Source organism: Lentzea sp. NPDC102401, assembly GCF_044765805.1.
GTDB classification, from domain to species: domain Bacteria; phylum Actinomycetota; class Actinomycetes; order Mycobacteriales; family Pseudonocardiaceae; genus Lentzea; species Lentzea sokolovensis.
Genome location: NZ_JBIWKS010000002.1, coordinates 460,606 through 479,544, shown reverse-complemented (window position 1 = coordinate 479,544; position 18,939 = coordinate 460,606). Strand labels below are relative to the sequence as shown.

Genomic DNA, 18,939 nt, shown 5'->3' with positions numbered 1-18,939 from the left:
GTCGTTCAACGGGAGCGCCACTCGATCGCGGGACACACGTCCATCACCATGCGCAGGCCGGCCTCACGAGCGCGCGCGTACGCCGCGTCGTCCACCACGCCGAGCTGGAACCACACGGCCTTGGCGCCGATCTCCGCGGCCTCGTCGGCGAACTGGCCGGCGTCCTCCGAGCGGCGGAACACGTCCACGACGTCGACGGCGAACGGGATGTCCGCCAGGGTCGCGTAGCCCTGCTCACCGTGCACGGTCTCGGCCGACGGGTGCACCGGCACGATCTTCTTGCCGCGCTGCTGCAGGAACCGGGCGACGCCGTGGGCCGCGCGGGACGGGTTGTCCGAGAGCCCGACGATGGCCCAGACCTGGCAGTTCTCGAGGATCCAGTCGACGTCTTCGCGCATGCCCTCCACACTAACCTTGTGACCCCGGTCACAATTGACGGAAGCTGGTCGAAACGCCGGGGTCCCCGATCGACGCCTGGGTAGAACCGCACCAGACACCAGGCAGAGGAGACCCGAGATGCGCTTCATGGTCATCGTCAAGTCCACCCCGGAGACCGAGCAGGGCGTGATGCCGACGTCCGACGAGCTCGCCGCCATGGGCAACTACAACGAGGAGCTCGTCAAGGCCGGAGTGATGCTCGCGGGCGACGGCCTCTACTCGAGCGACAAGGGTGCGCGCGTCCGGTTCGACGGCAAGGGCGCGACGACGGTCATCGACGGTCCGTTCACCGAGTCCAAGGAGCTGATCGCGGGCTTCTGGATCTGGGAGCTGCCGAGCCTGCAGGACGCCGTGGAGTGGCTGAAGAAGGCGCCGTTCCAGGAGGGCGAGGTCGAGATCCGCCAGGTCCACGGCGACGAGGCGTTCGGTGACGTGCTGACGCCCGAGATCAAGGCGCAGGAGGACCGGCTGCGCGAGCAGATCGCCTCCCAGAGTCAGTGAGTGGGCGGCAGCGGCACGTCGGGCGCTGAGTGCGCGGTCAGCGCGACGCTCAGGGTCAGCAACGCACGCGGCGAGGTCGGACGGCAGCCCGTGAGCCGTTCGATCAGCCGCAGGCGGTGGTCGAGCGTGCTGCGGTGGATGTCGAGCCGCCGCGCCGCCGCCGTGCGGTTGCCGTCCTCGCCGATGAACGCCCGCAACGCGTCCAGCAACGGCCGTTGCGCCACCACGGGTTCGATCACGCGGGCCAGCCGCTCGGCGACGTGCGGCTGGCGCAGCACCGCGAAGTCCGCCAGGACGTTGCGCAGCTCGTAGACGCCCGGCGCACGGCGGGAAGCGATCCTCAGGACGTCCTGCGCCGTCGCACGGGCAGCCGCGAGATCACGCCGGGGAGCCCAGGTGACGCCCATCCACACGTCGAGACCCAGCTGCTCGTACAGGTCACGGGCCAGCGCGAGCTGACCGTCCTGGGCACAGGGCAACAGCACGTAGCCGCCGAGAACGCCGTCGAGCACCAGCGCGTCGGCGTTGTCCCGCAACGCTTCCAGCACGCGAGCGGTGTCGTCCTCAGTGGACGCGCAGAACGCGATCACCGCGTACGCCAGCGCCAGTCCGTCGAAGGAACCGTTGTCACGGCCGGAGAGCAGGGTTCTGGCGAGCCGGCGGCGGGTCGCCACGTCCTCGACCGGGGGAAGGTCGAACGGGCGGAGGATGTCACGCAGCACGTCTCCCAGCAGCCTGCTGTCCAGCACGGTGGTCACGCGTCGCCTCCTCGGGGGGCCTGCGATGTCGCACCGAACGGTAGGGAACTGCCGACAGTCGGCACAGGAGGCTTGAGGGAGTCTTGACGTTCACCGTGATGAGCTGAATCCGTTCAGCCCCAGGCGTTCGCGCGGCTCGTCCCGATCGCCGTGCCCAGAACCGCGAGGTCACGCGGGTTGACGGGGCTCAGTCCGGTGAGCTCCTCGATCTGCCACAACCGGTAGTCGATGGTGCTGCGGTGGATGAACAGCTTCCTGACAGCTACCGCCCGGTTGCCGTCGGCCTCCAGCAACGCCAGCACGGTCTCCACGAGAACGGGGTTCGCCAGCAGCGGCGCGACGACCTTGTCCAGCTCGTCGCGGACCTCCGGGGTCTGGATCATCGCGCTCTCGAACAGGACGTCGTCGATCCGGTAGACACCCGGCGGCCGGCCGAGCGACGACACGAGCGAATCGATCTCGTCCACCTCCTTGCGCGCCAGGGGAACGCGGGCGGCGGGCCGTTCCGCGACGCACAGCCACACCTCGCCACCGATCTCGGCGCACACCTCCCGGCACGACGCCAGCGCGGCCGTTTCGGAGACCGGCAACAGCAGATGACCGGACGACGCCCGCAGCACCGTTCCGCGTCGGCGGAACGCGTTCACCACCCTGTCCACCAACGCTCCGCGCACCGAGACGACGGTGTAGAACGCGGCCGCGCCATCAGGTGCGCCACCGGCCAGCACCGCGTCCGCCAGCCCGTCGTCGGCGGCGCAGAACGACGACATCAGCTCGGCGGCCAGCGCGGTTCCGGCGGCGGCCAGCGCACGGCAGTCACCGCCGTCGTCCAGCATGGCCTCGGTCAGCAACCTGTCGGTGGACCGCAGGGCCACGACCACGTGCGCGACCGGGACCTTCGCCGAACGCAACCGTGAGCCGACGCGATGCGCCACGGCCACGGCGGCGTCCTCCCAGCCGTCGGCGTCAGCGGCGGCAGCTCGATAGACGGCGAGGAACTCCTCGTGCAGCAGACGACCGACGTCGAAGAGCACGGGTCCCTCCCCTCTTTCGCGCCGCTGAAGGATTTCAGCGCGGGCAGTGGGGAAACCCCCAGCGTTCTCCAGCGGTATGCCAGTGCCCGCGACCCTAACGTCGGGTGCATGGCACCTCAGCTGCTCGCCCCGGCGCGGCCGCCGATCCTCACGCCGTCGAACGAGGCCTGGCGCCAGTTCGCGCAGGCCCTCGCCCCCGTCGAGTTCGGCCGCGGCGACGTGCTGCTGCGGCTCGGTGTGCCCGCCGACGACCTGATCGTCCTGCGGTCGGGCAAGGCGAAGACCTGCTGCGTCTCCCCCGACGGCCGCGAGCTGGTGCTGGACTTCCACTGCGCGGGCGATCTCCTGGTGGAGCCGACGCTGTTCGACGCGGCGCCGTCGGTGTCGACGACGGTCGCGATCACCGACGTGCGGGCCGGCCGGATCTCGCGGGCGGACCTGACGCAGTGGCTCGCGCTGTGCCCGGAGATCACCGAACGGCTGCTGGGCCAGATCGCCCGCCGGCAGCGCGAGTCGCACCAGATGCGCATGGACCTGGTGCAGATGGACGCCCCCGCGCGGCTCGCGAAAGCGTTGCTGCGCCTGGCCGGACGGTTCGGCACCGACCGCCGCGGCGCGGTGCTGATGATCGAGGACCTCACCCAGGAGGAGCTCGGCCAGTACGTCGGGTCGCGCCGTGACACCGTCAACAAGACGCTCTCGGACTTCGCCCAGCGCGGCTGGATCTCGATCGAGCGCAAGAGCATCTTCCTCACCGACCCCGCCCAGCTGTCCCGCCGGGTCCGCGTGGGCATGCCCGCTGTGCCTTCGCAGCGCTGACCCAACCGCCAACGCAGGGAGATCCTCCAATGACAACAGAAACCAGGGCCGGCACGGGCAAGGTCGTGCTCGGAGTCGTGGCCGCGATCGTGGTGGCCTCGATCGGCAACGCCGTCGTGTCGTACCTGGCGCAGGCGCTGGGTGCCGACCCGAACGCCGTCGAAGGCCTGAAACCCCAGGGCTACGTCGTGCTGACCGCGCTGGGAGTGATCATCGCCGCGATCGCGTGGGCGACGATCCGCAAGCGCGCCAAGGATCCCGCACGCACGCTCGGCAAGCTGGTCCCGATCGTGGTCGTGGTGTCGTTCCTCGCCGACGTCCCGGTCTTCTTCCTGCCGGGTGCGAACCTCGTCGGCGTGTTCGCGCTGATGGTCATGCACGTCGTCGTGGCCGCGGTGTCCGTGCCGATCTTCCGGCGAGTGCTTCCCGTCTAGCAGCAACGAAAAGGCCGGGAGGGCATGCCCTCCCGGCCTTTTCCGCGTTCACTCCGAGAGACTGAGCTCCGGCCACACCAGCGACGTGGCGCCCCACGTGAGGCCGCCTCCGAACGCCGTGAGCAGCACCTTCTGCCCCGCCTCCAGCTCCCCCGACCGCACGCCGTGCGCGAGGGCCAGCGGGATCGAGGCGGCGGAGGTGTTGCCGACGTCGGTGATGTTGGAGATGAACTTGTCCCGCGGCACCCCGAGCTCCGCCGACACCGCGTCCAGGATGCGGGTGTTGGCCTGGTGCGCGATCACTCTGTCCACATCGGACGCGACCCAGCCCTGCCGCTTGATAGCGTTGCGCGACGCGGCGGACATGCGCGCGACCGCGTTCGCGAAGACCTCCCGGCCCTCCATCTGGAAGAACTTGTCGCCGTGCGGCACGATGTCGCGCGACGACCGCTGCCGCGACCCACCGGCCGGCACGGTGATCAGGTCGGACAGCTCGCCGTCCGAGCCGAGGTCGAACGGCCCGAGCGCGCCCGGTTCGTCCGGCGATCCCGCCCGCAGCACCACCGCGCCCGCGCCGTCGCCGAAGATGACGGACGTGGTGCGGTCCTGCGGGTTGAGGATCGTCGAGTAGGCGTCGCCGCCGATCATGACGAGGCTGTCCACGATGCCGGCCGTGATCAGCCCGGCGCCGACGCCCAGCCCGTACACGAATCCAGTGCACACGGCCGCGATGTCGAACGCCGGGACGTCGATCAGTCCCAGCCGCGACGCGATCTCCGGAGCCGTCGCGGGACAGGGCCTGTCCGGTGTCGTCGTCGCGAGGATCACCGCTCCCGCGCCCGGCACGCCCGCCGACCGCAGTGCCCGCCGCGCCGCCTCGACCGACAGGTCCGAGGTCGCCATGCCGGGTTCGACCACGTGTCTCGTGGCGACCCCGATCCGCGATCTGATCCACTCGTCGGTCGTGTCGAGTCTGGCTGTCAGTTCGTCGTTGGTGACCACCCGCGGCGGGAGCCATGACCCGAGTCCCGCGACCACCGCTGCGCGCATTCTCCGACCTTCCTCACCGTTCGTCAGCCAGGACTTCCGGGAGGAAGCGGCTGGGAAACCCTTGGAACACCACGGGACGCTGGAACCGTTCGACGGCTCGCACGCCGACGGAGGTGTGGAACGGCGACGTGGTCGCGGGCCAGGGACCGCCGTGGTGCATGGCCGGGGTCGTCGCGATGTCGTTGGGCCACTGGTTCCACACGATCCGCCCCGCCCGCCCGGTCAGTTCGCTGACCAGCTCGGGCAGGACGTCGTCGTCCTCGCCGTGCACGGTCGCGGTCAGCTGTCCCGGCAACGTGGCGGCGAGCTCCAGCAGTTCGTGGCTGTCGCGGTAGGTCACCACGACGGACACGGGCCCGAAGCACTCGCTGAGCACCTCGTCGTGGCCGTTCAGGACGTCGGTCGCGGTGGTGCGCAACAGGGTCGGCGCGTGCCCACCCGCCACGGAGCCACCCTCGACGAGCACGTCGAGGAACTCCGTCAACGCCTCCACACCGGTCTCGAACCGCTTCGCCACGAGCTTGTTGAACAACGGCTCCGCCCGCAACGCGCGCACCTCGGCGGCGACGTCGTCGGCGAAAGTCTCTGGTACGACGAGAAGTCCGGGCTTCGTGCAGAGCTGCCCGCTCTGCTGCGCCAGTGCGCCGGCGAACCCTCGCGCGATCTCCCGGCCGCGCCTGCGAGCGGCCTGAGCGGTCACGAACACGGGGTTCACGCTGCCGAACCCGCCGTAGAACGGGATCGGTTCGGGCCGGGTCGCGGCGAGGTGGTGCAGTTCGCGGCCCACGCGGCTGCTGCCGATGAACGCGACGGCCCTGATCCGCGGGTCGAGCACGAGCTGACGAGCGCGGCGCTGCCCGTGCACGAGCGCGAACACGCCCTTGGGCAGCACTGCCTCGACGATCTCGGCGGTGCGGTCGGCGAGATCGGGGTAGCTGTGGCTCGCCTTGACCACGACCGGGCATCCGGCGGCCAGTGCCGACGCGGTGTCGCTGCCGGCCACGGAGAACGCGAACGGGTACGAGGTGGAGCCGAAGACGGCGACCGGTCCGAGCGGCACCAGCATGCGGCGCAGGTCCGGCCTCGGTCCGGCCGGCCACGCCGGGTCCTCGCGGTCGACGACGACCCCGTCGACCGCGCCCGAGCGCAGGTGGGCGGCGAACGAGCGCAGCTGGAAGGTGGTGCGGGCCACCTCCGCGCGCAGGCCCTCGCCGGGGAGCCTGCACTCCCACTCGGCCAGCGCGACCAGGTCGCCGGTCTCGCGGTCGAGCGCCTCGGCGACGGCGTCGAGTGCCGCCGCCCGCTCGTCCGGCCGGGTCGTGCCCCATTCACGGGCGGCCTCCGCCGCCCGGTCGAGGATCTCCTCCACGACGGCCTACTTGATGTAGTCGGCGGAGACCCGGGGCGGCCAGCTGGCGACGCTGAGCACGCCGAGGCTGTAGGCGCGCGAGACGAGCGCGGCGCGGTTGGGGGCCTTGAGCTTCTTGAGCATCGTGCCGACGTGGTACTCGACGCCCTGACGCGACAGGAACAGCCGCGACGCGAGGCGCACGGTCGACTCGCCGGTGGCGATGCCCTCCAGGATGCGGGCGTCGAGGTCGGTGAGGATGCGGTTGCGGTCGACCACGACGGCGTTGGGCTGCTCGCCCTTCTCCGGGTTCACGACGACGACGAACTGCACCAGGCCGCCGTGCACGTCGTGGACGGCGATGCCGGTGATGTCGCCGGTGAAGACGGCGTGGCGCGGGCCGATGCCGGCGAGGTGCTCGACGAAGCGCTGGCGGCGGCCCTCGACGAGGCGGTCGAACTGCTTGCGCATCGGGCCGTGCACGCCGGGGTGCAGCAGCTCGTAGAAGCTGCGGCCGAGCAGTGACTCGCGGGAGTGGCCGAACTGGGTCACGAAGTCGTCGTTGGCCTCGACCACGCGCAGCTGCAGGTCGAGACGAGCGAGGCAGAGACCGGAGCGTTCGAGCAGGGAGCGGAACACGTCCGCGTCCGGAACGGCGATCTGGTCGGTGGCGAGAGAACCAGCGGCAACAGTGTGCATCAGAGAGAATCCCTCTCGTGCAGAAATGAAACTTGAGGCGGCATCGAGGCGATCTAGAACTATTTCCCGAATCTCACCTTGACACGTTGAATCGTAGGAAGATCTGCCGAACCCGGTCAACGAGGTGTGAGGGGTGGCCCCTAATGTTGTGGTAGGGGTGGGCTGGGGGTTCGGGGAGGCGTCCGCGTATTTCGGTAGGGCGTTTCGGCTGCGTCTCACCTGATGGCGCGATACAGCTCTGAACTGCGAGGATGCCGCGCGACCGATCGAGACGCCACCGCGCGGTAACTGAGGCACAGCTCAACTGTGCGGCACATGCGCACAAGAAATTCGTAGATGTGTCGCCGGTGTTACGCGTCGGGCGGGTAGGCCCTGGCGAGTGCGCCGGCCAGTTCCGTGCGGCGGCGGATGCCGAGCTTGCGGAACGAGTTCGTGAGGTGCTTTTCGATCGCGCGTGAGGTCACGGCGAGTTCGTCCGCTATTTCGGCGTTGGTGAGACCGCGGACCACGAGCCCGGCGACTTTGAACTCGGCGCGGGTCAGTGCCACGACGATGCCGGGGGAATTACCGTCGAGTTCCTTCGCGATTCTCTGAGCCAGTCTTTCGGCGCCGCTTTCCACCGCGAGCTGATACGCGTCGCTGAGACGGCGTTGTGCCTGGGGGTCGCCATCCGCGCGTTCGCGCGCGCCGAGGTGAAGCAGCGTCTTGGCCCGTTCGAACGGGTTGGCGCGCAGGACCTCGACGGCCTCGCGCAGCATCTCGAGGCCCTGGCCGCCGGGCGTGTAGCGGCCGAGCACGGTGAGCGCCCGTCCGATGCCGAGCGGAGCGCCCCACTGGACGGCGCGGTCCCAGCCGGCCGCCGCGGCTTCTCTCGCGGCCGCGAAGTCTCCGAGCTGGGCATGCAGCCGTGCGACGTACACGCACCACGGCAGCAGCACGGGATTGCGCCACCCCGCGGCGTCGAACACGCGACCGCAGTCCTGGAGATGTTCGAGCGCCTGCGCGTGCTCCCCCGCCAGCGCCTCACCCATCGCGTGCAGCATCCGGTACACCGCCTCCACGCCCGCGGGTTCGTCGCGATCGGGCCGGGAGGCGAGGAGTTTCGCGATCAGCCCGGGATCGCGCAGGTCCATCGCGACGGCGATGAGCCCGATCGCGGCGGTCGTGGTGTCGCCGCGCCAGTCCAGCACGGCGAGGTCGACGGCGTGTTCGGCGGCCGCGCGCGCCTCCCCCGGTTTGCCCAGGTGCATGAGGACGAACGACTGCTGGGCGCGGATCAGGGCCTGCTCGACGGTGGTCGTCGCCTGCCCGAACGCCTGGTCGAGCCACGGCACGGCCTCGTGCGCGGCGTCGGCGGCGGCGAGGACCTTGATGAGCAACGGCAACGCGGTGTGCACGTGCTTGGGGTGTGGCGGTTCCTGTCGCAACACGGTCCGTGCGATGGCCGCGACCTCGTGCGCGGGCATGCGGGCGGTGAGCATGGCGGCGTCGAGCAGCACGATCTGCAGTTCGCGTTCGCCGGGGGTGGCGCCGCTGATCTGCCGGAGGCGGTGCGCGGCGTCGGCGAGCGACGCGGGATCGGAGTGCCACGCACACCGTTGCCGTGCCTCGAGCCGGTACGCGAGCTCCGGGTTGTGGGTGAGACCGGCGGCGACGTGGTCGATGAGGTCGCGCACGGGCCGTGGTGCCGAGCCGAGGGCGGTCGGCGCGATCCGCACGAGCGCGGCCGCCCGTTCCTCGACCTCGCGGAACAACGGCACGGCGTAGGAGATGTGCCGGACGGACGCGGCGGGGTCGAAGAGGCGTTCGGCGGTGGCGAGATCGACGAGCAGCCGGGCGCGTTGCTCGGAATCCCCTGCCACGTCCCGCAACGCGCGGCGCAGGTAGCGGGCGGCGACCTCGGGCGCGCCTCTGCGCAACGCCGTCGCGGCGGCTTCGCCGAGCGCCTCGATCGCCCACGGGCCCTGCGCGGAGGTGACGGTGAGCAGCCGGGCCGCGACCTGTTCGGCGGGCCTGCCGTTGTCGTGCAACAGCTTCACGGCCTTCGCCTGCCAGTCGTCGCGTTCGGCGACGGGCATCGACTCCTCGATCGCGTCCCTGATCACCGGCCTGCCGAGCACGAGACCGGCCTGGTCGAGGACGCGCTGGGCCTCGCGCGCCTGCCGGTCGGTGAGCCCGGCGAGCCGGCCGACGAGCTCGTCCTCCCCGAGCACGGCCGCGGCCTTGGCGAAGTCCTGGGCGAACCGCGGCTGGGTGGCGAGGTCGCGCACGAGCCGTTCCCTGAGCCGCGCGGGCCGCAGCTCCCGGACGTGCGGGACCTGGTCGGCGGTGGGGCTGGTGACGTGGTGCAGCACCGCGCACAGGAACAACGGGTTGCCGCCGGTCACGGCGTGGCACGCGGCGACGAACTCCTCGTCGGGGCGCCTGCCGACGCGGCGTTCGACGAGTTCGGCGATCGCCCGCGGCGACAACGGTTCCGGCCGGATCTCGGTGCTCCCGATCAGTCCGCGCGCGCAGTCCCTGGTGGCCGCGACGAGCAGCACCGGCTCGCTCTCCAGCACCGCGGAGAGCGTCACCAGCCAGTGCAGCGACGGGTCGTCGGCCCACTGGAGGTCGTCGATCAGCACCAACACCGGTTGTTCCGCGCCGATCGCCCGCACCAGCGCGGTGAGTCCGCTGATCGCCGCTTCCTGCACGGCGAACACCGAGTCGACCGGCGTGTCCTCCTCGAACACGGGTCTCGCCAGCCCTGCCGGGCCGCTGAGCAGGCGGGCGCTGTCCTGCGCCAGCACGGGATCCAGCAACTGGCGGGCGACGCCGAACGCGAAGTCCCGCTCCAGCGCGGAACAGGTGGCCGTGAGCACGCGGAAGCCGGTGGCCCGCGTCCGGATCGCGTCGAGCAGCGCGGACTTGCCGCAGCCGAGCGGTCCGGTGATGACGACCTGGCCACCGTTCCCCTCGCGGGCGCGGTGCAGCGCCTGAGTGAGCCGGAGCAGTTCGCCGGTGCGTTCGAGCAGGATCATCACGAGGCCAGGTAGTCCGCCAGCTCCGCACGGCTGGAGATCCCGAGTTTGCGGTAGGCGCGGGTCAGGTGCACCTCGACGGTCCGCAGCGTCACGAACAGGTGGTCGGCGATCGCCCGGTTCGTCACACCGGCCGCCGCCAGGTCCACGACCTTGCGCTCACTGGCCGTCAGCACCGCCAGGCCGTCCACAGTGGACGGCACGCGCATCCGCCCGCCGACGCCGAGCAGCACCGTCCTGGCCGAGTCGGCGAGTGCCCTGCTTCCGGCCCGCAACGCCAGCCCGACGGCGGCCCGCAGGTGCGCCCGTGCCTGCCGGAGATCGTCCAAGCCGGCCCACCGCTGGCCCAGCAGCAGTTCGGTCCGCGCCTGCTGGATGAGCGACGGCACCGCCGCGAACCCGTCCGCGGCGGCCCTGGCCATGTCCATCGCGCCGAGCCCGGTCGTGGCATAAGCCTGTGCCAGCAGGGAGAACGCGGCCGACTCCCTGGTCGGCCACGCCTTTGCCAGCCGGTCCGCCTCACGCATGGCTTCGGTGGCGTCCCGTCCGGCCAGCGTCATCACCTGCACGACGTCGATCCACGTCGGCAGCGCGCCGGGGTCGCTGAGCCCGACCTCGATCATCACCTTCTGACAGGCCGTCATCCGTTCGGCCGCCAGCGGGAGGTCGTCCTGCACGACCGCGAGCCAGCCGGACGCGCGCAGGTACTCGCGGTGGACCGGGGTGAGGTGCCGGACGTCGTCCTCGTCGACCTCGTCGAGCAGCTTCTCCGCGAGCGGGGTGTTGCCGGTCTGCAACGACAGCCAGGCCAGCAGGACGATCGCGCGGGGCAGCCGCCAGCCGCCGTCGCGCATCGCCTGGACCGCCGTCGCCGCGTCCTGGGTGGCGCGCGGGAGATCACCCAGCGACATGTGGACGAGTGCGCGCTGCACGAGTGATCGGCAGCGGGCGAGCGAATCCCCGTTGCCGGAGAAGGCGTCCACGGCCCGGTCCAGCACGGAGAGCGCCTCCCCCGTGTGGCCCGCCACGCGCAGAACCGTCGCGGCGGACAGCATCGACCAGTCGGTGAGCGCCTCCGAGTCGGTGAGGGCGGCCCGCGCGTACCCGACGGCGGCGTCCATCGTTCCCCCGCCGCGCATGACGGCCTCCGCGACGACGCCGAGCAGACACCGTCGCGCCGTCGTGTCTCCCGCCGGCGGTGGCGTGGCCCTGGCGACGGCCGCCGCGGCCACGCGGGCGTCGTCGAGGTCGATCGACAGCTGCACGGCGTCGAGCAGCGTCACCAGGTCCGCGGACAGCGCGGGGTCTCTGGCCAGCCGCAGGAACGTGCGGGTGCGCCCGGTCAGCGCGTGCTTCACGGCGAGCGCGGCCCGCAGATCCGGGTCGGTGGTGCGGTGGAACGCGGCGGCGAGGTGTTCGCACGCCTGTGCGGGATCGTGCCGGGACAGCTCGGTCGCCAGGGTGACCCGCAACTCGACGTCGTCCGGGCTGAGCTCGACGAGCCGGCGCAGGTAGCGGGACGCGTCGCGGGGCTGCCCTCCCGCGGCCGCCTCGTGCAGCACCTGCGACATCCAGGGCGCGTCGACGGCGGGCAGGTGGACGAGCTGGTCGGCGACCGCGCCCGCGTCGTGCCCGAACTCGTCCAGCACGACGGCCGCGCGGTGCCGCAGTTCGGCGGCCTCGGCCGGGTCGAGCACGTCGAGCACTCCCGCCCGGTACCAGGCGCGGACGTGGTCGGGCAGGCCGTCGCCGAGCAGGTGGTGGCGGCGCAGGGTGGAGATCCCGTTCTCGGCCACCCGCGTGGAGACCCCGGCGAGCGGCCCGACGAGTTCCTCGCGGTCGACGACCACGAGCGCGGTGGCGATGGCACGCAGGTGTTCCGGCAGGTCGCGCAGCCTCCTGGCGGCGACGAGTTCGACGGACTCCTGCCGCAACGCCTGCGCGGCGCGGATGTCCGCGAGCACGGTCGTGAGGTGACTCGGGATGCCGCCGGACAGGCGCAGGCACAGGTTCGTGAACACCGCGTCCGGCGGGAAGTGCAGGGTCGTGGAGATCATGTCGGCGACCTGCGGCGTGGTGAGCGGCTGCAGGTCGACCACGTGCGCGCTGGCCAGATCCACGTGCAGCGGCGAGTTCTGCGACAGCACCAGGCTGACCGGTTCGTCGCCGAGCCTGCGCAGCACGAAGTCCACCCAGCGGACGGTCGCGTCGTCGCACGCGTCGAGGTCGTCGAGGACGAGACAGACGGGCGACTTTCGCGCCAGCGTCACGACATCACGCCACATGCCCCGGTACGCGCGGTAGAAGGAGGCGGCAGAGGTGTCCGTCAGTTCCGGAACTCCCGTGCCGGCCTGGGCGAGCAACCGGCGGGCGACGGTGAGCGGCAGACGTTCGCCGCGGCCGCCCGCGCTCAGCACCGTTGTCCCGGCACGAGTCTCGGTCGCGGCGGCCAGGCGCAGGACGGCGGACTTGCCGGAGCCACGGCCCCCGCGCACGAGCACGGCCTGCGCGCCTCTGCCACGGCGAGCCGCGGTCGTGTGGTGCGCCACCGCGGTGAGCACGCTCTCACGACCGAAGAGCTCCGACTGGTCGTCCACCGCCTACCGCCTCAGGCTCGAAGAGTGACCCTGCGCCGAGGATAAATGCCCCAGGTGACCGGACCGCAAACTCCGCGAGGCAAGTGTCAAAGTCTGGCACGGTGATTCCGCATTGTGCGGGTGGCGAATCCACCGCCGGTTCCAGTCAGTGAACTAATACGCCACAACGCGGCCCGGCACAACCCGGTAGAGGCTCGGTTTCTCCGGGAGGAACGCGAGTCCGAAGCGGGTGAGGAACTCGCGGAAGGCCGCGTCCACGAAGTCGTCGTCGGGCAGGCCGTCCCAGGTCTCCGCGGCGGCCCTCGCGACGTCGACGGCGGTGCTGTCGTAGACGACGAGGTCGGGCAGGTCGCCCGCGAAGTAGCCGCGGGCCAGCGAGATCGGCGACGAGCTGTCGTCGAGGAACCCCACCACGTCCCACCTGCCCTCGGTCGCCTCGCTCAGCGCGAGACGGGCGGCGACCTCGGACGAGGTGGCGTAGGTGACGCGGTAGCCGCGGCGCACCAGTTCCTCGATCACCGCGAGCGCCGGTAGTGCCTGGCCCTGCGCGGGGTTGGCGAAGATCGCCACGTGCCGCCGTCGGGTGCCGACCTCCTCGGCCATCGTTGATGACCACCTCTCTGCGAACGACGTGCTGCCTGATGCCGTTGTACCGCGTTCAATGTCAGGAGAATGCCTCACTTTCCTTTGTTCCCGAGCCGGAATCCGCGGCCCGTTTTCTGCCCGAGGTGACCGGAGGCGACGAGCCGGCGCAGTTCCTCGGCGGGTGCGGGTTCTCCTGTGGGAGAGGCGGCGCTGAGCGTCTCGAGAATGGCGAGCGAGATGTCGAGGCCAATGGTGTCGAGGAGGGTGAAGGGGCCCATCGGGTGGTGGAACGCCGTGACGATCGCCGTGTCGATCTCGTCGACGGTGACGTCGGTGCGGCCGAGCAGGCGAATGGCGTCGTTGAGGTACGGGAACAGCACGTGGTTCACGATGAACCCGACCCGGTCGGCGCAGTCCACGCCGGTCTTGCGCAGCCACTTCACCAGCGCGTGGGCGGTGGCGTGCACGTCGTCGGCGGTGTGGCCGGTGCGGACGATCTCGACGAGCTTCATGACCGGGGCGGGGTTGAAGAAATGCAGCCCGATGACGTCCTGGGGACGGCTCGTGGCGTTCGCACAGTCGGTGACGGAAAGGCTCGACGTGGTGGTGGCGATGATGGCGCCGGGTTTGACGGCGACGTCGATGCCCTGCAGCACAGCGCTTTTCACGGCCATGTTCTCGGCGACGGCCTCGATGACGATGTCGGCCTCGGCGAGCGCCTCGTAGCCCGTGCCGGTGGTGAGCCTCGCGAGAACGTCCTGACGGTCCTGTTCGGACATCCTGCCTTTCTGCACGAGTCTGGTCAGGGACGAACAGATCCGCTGCCGCGCGTCCTCGGCCTTGTCCGGTGTGCGGGCGACGAGAGTGGTGGGAATGCCCGCGACGATCAGGACTTCCGCGATTCCCCGGCCCATCAGCCCGGCGCCGACGACGCCGGCACGGCGGATCTCACGTGGTTCGCCGTCGCTGACCCGGTGGCGGGGCGGGGGCTGGATCTCGCCGCGGTCGTCGTACCGGTGGAAGCCCCGGCCCGTTTTCCGCCCGAGGTGGCCTTCCTCAACCTTGCGGACCAGCAGCGGAGACGGGACGTAGGAGTCGGAACCGGTGCTGTCGTGGAGGTGGTGGAGAGCTTTGCGGACGGTGTCGAGTCCGATCAGGTCGAGCAGGTGCAGCGGGCCGAACTTGAGTCCACAGCCCAGTTTCAGGGCGGCGTCAAGGTCTTCGACGGTCGCGTGGCCCTCGTCGGCGAGGTTCATCGTGCGGTTCATGCACGCGTACAGCAGCGCGGTGGCGGCCTCGACGGGCCGGCAGCCGAGGCTCACGAGCTCGGTCCCTGCCAGCCGGACCGCCTTGCGTGCCAGGTGAAACGCCTCCGGGGAGGCCATGGACGTGCCGATCAGGCTCGCGTGCCGCCCGTACGGCGGCGGGATGGAGTAGCGCAGTCCGACGACGCGCTCCGGCGCGCCGGACGCGATGGCGAGCTTCGCCACGGACAGCGTCGAGGTGGCGGTGAGGAAGACCGTGCCCGGCGCGCACTGGTCGGCGAGCTGCCGCAGCACGGTCTCCTTGACGCCGAAGTCCTCCGGCAACGCCTCGATGACGAGGTCGGCCCGCTTGAGGTCGACGAGTTCGGTCGCGAGGCCCAGCCGGGGACCGCCGAGCCTGTCGTGGACGCGCGCCAGCACACCGAGATCGCTGTCCACGCCGATCACCTCGGCCCCGTTCTCGAGCAGGACCTTCGCGAGGCCCTCCCCGAGGCTGCCGAGCCCCACCACACCGATCACGAGCATGTCCGTCTCCTAGCCTAGAGACCGAGTTCTTCGTCGAGCATCGCGAACATCTCGTCGTCCGAAGCCGACTCGAAGTCCTTCTCGGTGCTGGTGTTCTTGGCCCACTTCGTGCGCAGGACGTCGAGCCGTCCGGCGATCTGCCGGTGCAGCGCGGGATCCACGCTGGCCGCGGCGAGCGCCTTCTCGAACGCGTCGAGGTCGGCCAGCACGCTCGGGAGCCCGGCCTCCGGCGCGTCGGCCAGCAGCTCGGTCCTGAGGTGTGCCACCAGGTCGTTCGGCGTCGGGTAGTCGAACACCAGCGTGGCGGGCAGCCTCAGCCCCGTCGCGCCGCCGAGGCGGTTGCGCAGTTCGACCGCGGTGAGCGAGTCGAAGCCGAGATCCTGGAACTGCCGGTCGCCCTCGATCTGCTCGTTCTCGCCGTGGCCGAGCACCTCGGCGACCTGGCCTCGCACCAGGTCCAGCAACGCGTCGGTGCGTCCCTGGTCGGTGAGCGCGGTCAGGCGGGCGATCAGCGAGTCCGCCGTTTCCTGGCCTGCCACGGCTTTCTTCGACCTGGTGCGCACGAGGCCGCGCAGCAGCGGTGCGACCTCGTGGTTGCGCAGGACCGCGAAGTCCAGCTTCACCGGAAGGGGTGCCGCCGCGCCGGTCTGGAGTGCCTCGTCGAAGAGGGTGACGCCGAGTTCCTCGGTGATCGCCGGCATTCCGGAGCGGGCCATGCGTTCGGCGTCCTGGGCACTGAGCATGCCGGTGTCCCAGGCGCCCCACGCCAGGCTGATCGCCTTCTGGCCGTGCGCCTTGCGTTGTGCGGCAAGGGCGTCGAGGAAGGCGTTGGCCGCCGCGTAGTTGGCCTGGCCCGCGTTGCCGAACGTGCCGGCGACGCTGCTGAACAGGATCAGGGTGGCTTCCGGCGCCAGTTCGTGCAGGTACCAGGCGGCGTCGACCTTCGGCTGGAGCACCGGGTCGATGCGGTCCAGCGTCAGGGTCTCGATGGTGGCGTCGTCCAGGACGCCCGCCGCGTGGATGACCGTCGCCGGGTTGTGCGCGTCGAGCAGTGCGGCGAGGTCGTCGCGGTCACTGACATCGCAGGCCGCCACTGTGACGTTCGCTTCGAGGTCGCTGACGTCTGCCTGGCCGGTGCGGCTCGCGAGGACGAGGTTCTGGACACCGTGGTTCTCGACGAGGTGCTTCGCGATGATCCGGCCGAGACCGCCCGTGCCACCGGTGATGAGCACCTTGCCGTAGTCGGTGGTGGCCTCGCCGCGTTCCGCCCTGGTGAGGCGGCCGCCGAGGATCTCTCCGTCGCGGATGACGATCTGCGGTTCCTCTGCCTGGATCGCCTGCCGCAGCACGGCGAGGCTGGAGCGTTCGTCGTCGATGTCGAGCAACCCGAACGTGCCGGGGTGCTCGGACTGCGCGACCCGGACAAGGCCCCAGACCGCCGCGGCGACGGGATCCGGTGCTTCCGTGCCGCTCGCCGCGATGGCGTTCTTCGTGACGAACCAGAGCCTTCCCGGCCGGTTCGCCGTGATCCACTCCTGGACGTTGATCAGGGCATCGCTCACGGCGGCGTGCGCGGAGTCCACGACGTCGTCGGAGCAGGGCCTGATCTCGGTGAGGACGACCTCGGCGTCGGCGGTCTCGATGGTGTCGTAGACGCGCCCGGCGACGAAGTGGTCGACCAGTCCGAAGTGGTCCTCGCCCGCGATGGCCACGGTGGCGTTGACGGGTTCGGTGGCGGTGATCGGATTCCAGTCGAGCGTGAACAGGGCGTCGCGGGTGGTGTTCTCGTTGAGTTGCCCTGTGTTGACCGCCCTGACCACGAGCGACCGGACCTCGGCGACCGGGTTGCCCTGCGGGTCGGCGACGACGATGTGCATCGCGCCGCTGTCGTCCCTGGTCATCCTGACCCGGACCGCTGCCGCACCGGTGGCGTGGATCTTCACGCCCTCCCAGCTGAACGGCAGCCCCGCTCCCCCGTCGCCTTCCTGCAGCAACGCGGTGTGCAGCGTGGCGTCGAGCAGCGCCGGATGAATGCCGAACGCGCCGGGTTCGACGCCGTCGGGCAGCGCGACCTCCGCGAGGATGGCGCCGTCGTGGCGCCACGCGTTCTTGAGGCCCTGGAACGTGTCCCCGTACGCGAACCCGATCTCGGCGAACTTGTCGTAGACGCCGTCCAGTTCGATCGGCTCGCCCTGCGGCCACTCGGTCAGCGCGGTTCCGCGGCTCTCGCTGGTGCTGAGCGTGCCGCCGGCGTTCTCGGTCCACGGCAGGTCGGTGTCCTCGGGCCTGCTGTAGATCGTGACGGCACGCCTGTCGTTCTCCTCGGCGCCGATCGCGACCTGGATCTGCACGCCGCCCTGCTCGGGCAGCATCAGCGGCGCCGCGATCGTGAGCTCGTCCAGCGTGTCCAGCCCGAGTTCCTCACCGGCCTTGAGCGCGACCTCGACCAGCGCCGCACCGGGCACGAGCGCCCGTCCCATGATCACGTGGTCGGCGAGCCAGGCGTGCGTCCGCAGCGAGATCCGGCTGGTGAACAGGTGCCCGTCCTGCCCGGCGAGCTGGACCGCCGCGCCGAGCAACGGGTGCCCGACACTGCCCAGACCAGCCGCCTTCACATCGCTCGCGCCCTCCACGACCTTCGGCCAGTACGACTGCCGGCGGAACGCGTAGGTGGGTAGGTCGATCTTCTTGGCGTGGCCGAGCAGCGGTGTCCAGTCGACCTTGACGCCCTCGACGTGAGCCTGGCCGAGCGCCGTGAGGAACCGCGTGACCTCGTTCTCGTTCCGCTTGATCGTCGGAATCGCTCCGTCGACCAGCGGGGTGAGCGCCGCGTCGGGCCCGATCTCCAGGAACGTCCTGTCTCCCAGCGCGGTCACGTTGTCGTGGAACCGCACGGCATCCCGGACGTGGCCGACCCAGTAGTCGACCGTGGTGGGGTCACCGGCGGTCTGGAACGCGATCGCCGGTTCGGTGAAGGTGATCTCGCTGATCGCCTCCCGGAAGTCCGGCAGCATCGGCTCCATCAACGGCGAGTGGAACGCGTGACTCACCCTGAGCTGCTTGTACTTCCACTGCTTGGCGATCTTGAGGACCTCGTCCTCCTCGCCCGCCAGCACCACGGTCCGCGGCCCGTTGATGGCCGCGATCGACACGTTGCCCGTCAGGTACGGCGTCACCTCCTCCTCCGAGGCGATCACCGACACCATCGCGCCCCCTCGCGGCAACGCCTGCATGAGCGCGGCCCGCGCCGTGATCAGCTGACAAGCGTCCTCGAGGCTCAGCACACCGGCGACGTGCGCCGCCGCGACCTCACCGATCGAGTGCCCGGCAACGTGATCCGGCCTGACGCCGAACGACTCGACCAGCCGGTACAGCGCGACCTCGACGGCGAACAGCGCCGGCTGCGCGAACCCGGTCTGGTTCAGCGCCTCCTGATCCTCACCCCACATGACTTCTTTCAGCCCGGGGTCGAGGTGCTGCAACGCGGTGTCGAGCGCCTCGGCGAACACGGGATACGCCTCGTACAGCTCACGCCCCATGCCGATCCGCTGCGACCCCTGCCCGCTGAACAGGAACGCCACCGGCTTCCTGCTCACCGCCCCACGAGCCACGACCTCACCGCCGAGCACCACGGCCCGGTGATCGAACAACGTCCTGCTCGTCAGCAACGAGTACGCGACATCCTCGGCCGCTCCCTGGGCCTGCCGAATCCGCTCGACCTGCCCGTCCAGCGCCGCGTCTGTCTTGGCCGACACCACCAACGGCACGAGGTTGTCCACAGGCCGCGAGTTGTCCACAGATTCCCGCGCGGCCCCCTGACCAGCATTTTCATCGCGTACGCTGGAAATTGGGGGGATCCCCGA

14 protein-coding genes (1 of these 14 only partly in view) are annotated in these 18,939 nt (G+C 70.6%); 3 read left to right on the top strand and 11 right to left on the bottom strand.

All coding sequences use genetic code 11. The features are described 5' to 3' along the window. Positions 1-5: 5 nt before the first annotated feature. Positions 6-398, bottom strand: a complete 393-nt coding sequence (locus ACIRG5_RS07650; RefSeq protein ID WP_319973421.1) for a CoA-binding protein — start codon at positions 396-398, stop codon at positions 6-8. Positions 399-516: 118 nt separating this feature from the next. On the opposite strand from ACIRG5_RS07650, the gene ACIRG5_RS07645 reads away from it, so the two are divergent. Continuing rightward, complete coding sequence (locus tag ACIRG5_RS07645; protein ID WP_402901732.1) at positions 517-939, top strand: YciI family protein; 423 nt, start codon at positions 517-519, stop codon at positions 937-939. On the opposite strand, the gene ACIRG5_RS07640 is transcribed toward ACIRG5_RS07645, so the two are convergent. Together ACIRG5_RS07640 and ACIRG5_RS07635 are read right to left on the bottom strand one after the other, a co-directional pair. Continuing rightward, positions 933-1,697: a PucR family transcriptional regulator gene (locus ACIRG5_RS07640; protein WP_402901730.1), complete on the bottom strand. Its 765-nt coding sequence runs from the start codon at positions 1,695-1,697 to the stop codon at positions 933-935. The two genes, ACIRG5_RS07645 and ACIRG5_RS07640, sit on opposite strands and share 7 nt — an antisense overlap. A 113-nt stretch (positions 1,698-1,810) precedes the next feature. Continuing rightward, on the bottom strand, positions 1,811-2,731 hold the full coding sequence (locus ACIRG5_RS07635) for a PucR family transcriptional regulator (protein ID WP_402901727.1): 921 nt from the start codon (positions 2,729-2,731) through the stop codon (positions 1,811-1,813). Positions 2,732-2,839: 108 nt separating this feature from the next. Here ACIRG5_RS07635 and ACIRG5_RS07630 point away from each other — a divergent pair, with 108 nt between their 5' ends. Both ACIRG5_RS07630 and ACIRG5_RS07625 read left to right on the top strand, forming a co-directional pair. Then, positions 2,840-3,550 carry a Crp/Fnr family transcriptional regulator gene (locus ACIRG5_RS07630; protein WP_402901725.1) on the top strand — a complete coding sequence of 237 codons (711 nt, stop codon included), beginning with the start codon at positions 2,840-2,842 and terminating at the stop codon, positions 3,548-3,550. 29 nt (positions 3,551-3,579) lie between these two features. After that, positions 3,580-3,984 carry a DUF6069 family protein gene (locus tag ACIRG5_RS07625; RefSeq protein ID WP_402901722.1) on the top strand — a complete coding sequence of 135 codons (405 nt, stop codon included), beginning with the start codon at positions 3,580-3,582 and terminating at the stop codon, positions 3,982-3,984. Between the two features lie 48 nt (positions 3,985-4,032). On the opposite strand, the gene ACIRG5_RS07620 is transcribed toward ACIRG5_RS07625, so the two are convergent. From ACIRG5_RS07620 to ACIRG5_RS07585, 8 genes are all read right to left on the bottom strand, one after another. Continuing rightward, a complete protein-coding gene (locus ACIRG5_RS07620; RefSeq protein ID WP_402901719.1) occupies positions 4,033-5,034 on the bottom strand; it encodes a beta-ketoacyl-ACP synthase III in 1,002 nt (333 codons plus the stop codon). Between the two features lie 13 nt (positions 5,035-5,047). Next, positions 5,048-6,403, bottom strand: a complete 1,356-nt coding sequence (locus ACIRG5_RS07615) for an aldehyde dehydrogenase family protein (RefSeq protein ID WP_402901716.1) — start codon at positions 6,401-6,403, stop codon at positions 5,048-5,050. A gap of 6 nt (positions 6,404-6,409) precedes the next feature. Continuing rightward, complete coding sequence (locus ACIRG5_RS07610; protein WP_402901713.1) at positions 6,410-7,081, bottom strand: PAS domain-containing protein; 672 nt, start codon at positions 7,079-7,081, stop codon at positions 6,410-6,412. 350 nt (positions 7,082-7,431) lie between these two features. After that, positions 7,432-10,104 (bottom strand): ATP-binding protein, encoded by a 2,673-nt coding sequence (locus ACIRG5_RS07605; RefSeq protein WP_402903073.1) that lies wholly within the window; start codon positions 10,102-10,104, stop codon positions 7,432-7,434. Further along, on the bottom strand, positions 10,104-12,701 hold the full coding sequence (locus tag ACIRG5_RS07600; protein WP_402901710.1) for a LuxR C-terminal-related transcriptional regulator: 2,598 nt from the start codon (positions 12,699-12,701) through the stop codon (positions 10,104-10,106). The genes ACIRG5_RS07605 and ACIRG5_RS07600 overlap by 1 nt, the downstream gene beginning before the upstream one ends. Before the next feature lie 153 nt (positions 12,702-12,854). Then, entirely contained in the window at positions 12,855-13,304 is a 450-nt protein-coding gene (locus tag ACIRG5_RS07595; RefSeq protein ID WP_319973431.1) for a hypothetical protein, read from the bottom strand. Positions 13,305-13,378: 74 nt separating this feature from the next. Then, positions 13,379-15,076, bottom strand: coding sequence for a 3-hydroxyacyl-CoA dehydrogenase family protein (locus tag ACIRG5_RS07590; RefSeq protein WP_402901706.1), 1,698 nt, complete (start codon positions 15,074-15,076; stop codon positions 13,379-13,381). Between the two features lie 14 nt (positions 15,077-15,090). Continuing rightward, positions 15,091-18,939 carry the final stretch of an SDR family NAD(P)-dependent oxidoreductase gene (locus ACIRG5_RS07585; RefSeq protein WP_402901703.1) on the bottom strand. 25,788 nt of this gene lie beyond the right edge of the window, so the window shows 3,849 of its 29,637 coding nt (coding positions 25,789-29,637); its start codon lies beyond the right edge, outside the window — the gene reads right to left on this strand; its stop codon occupies positions 15,091-15,093.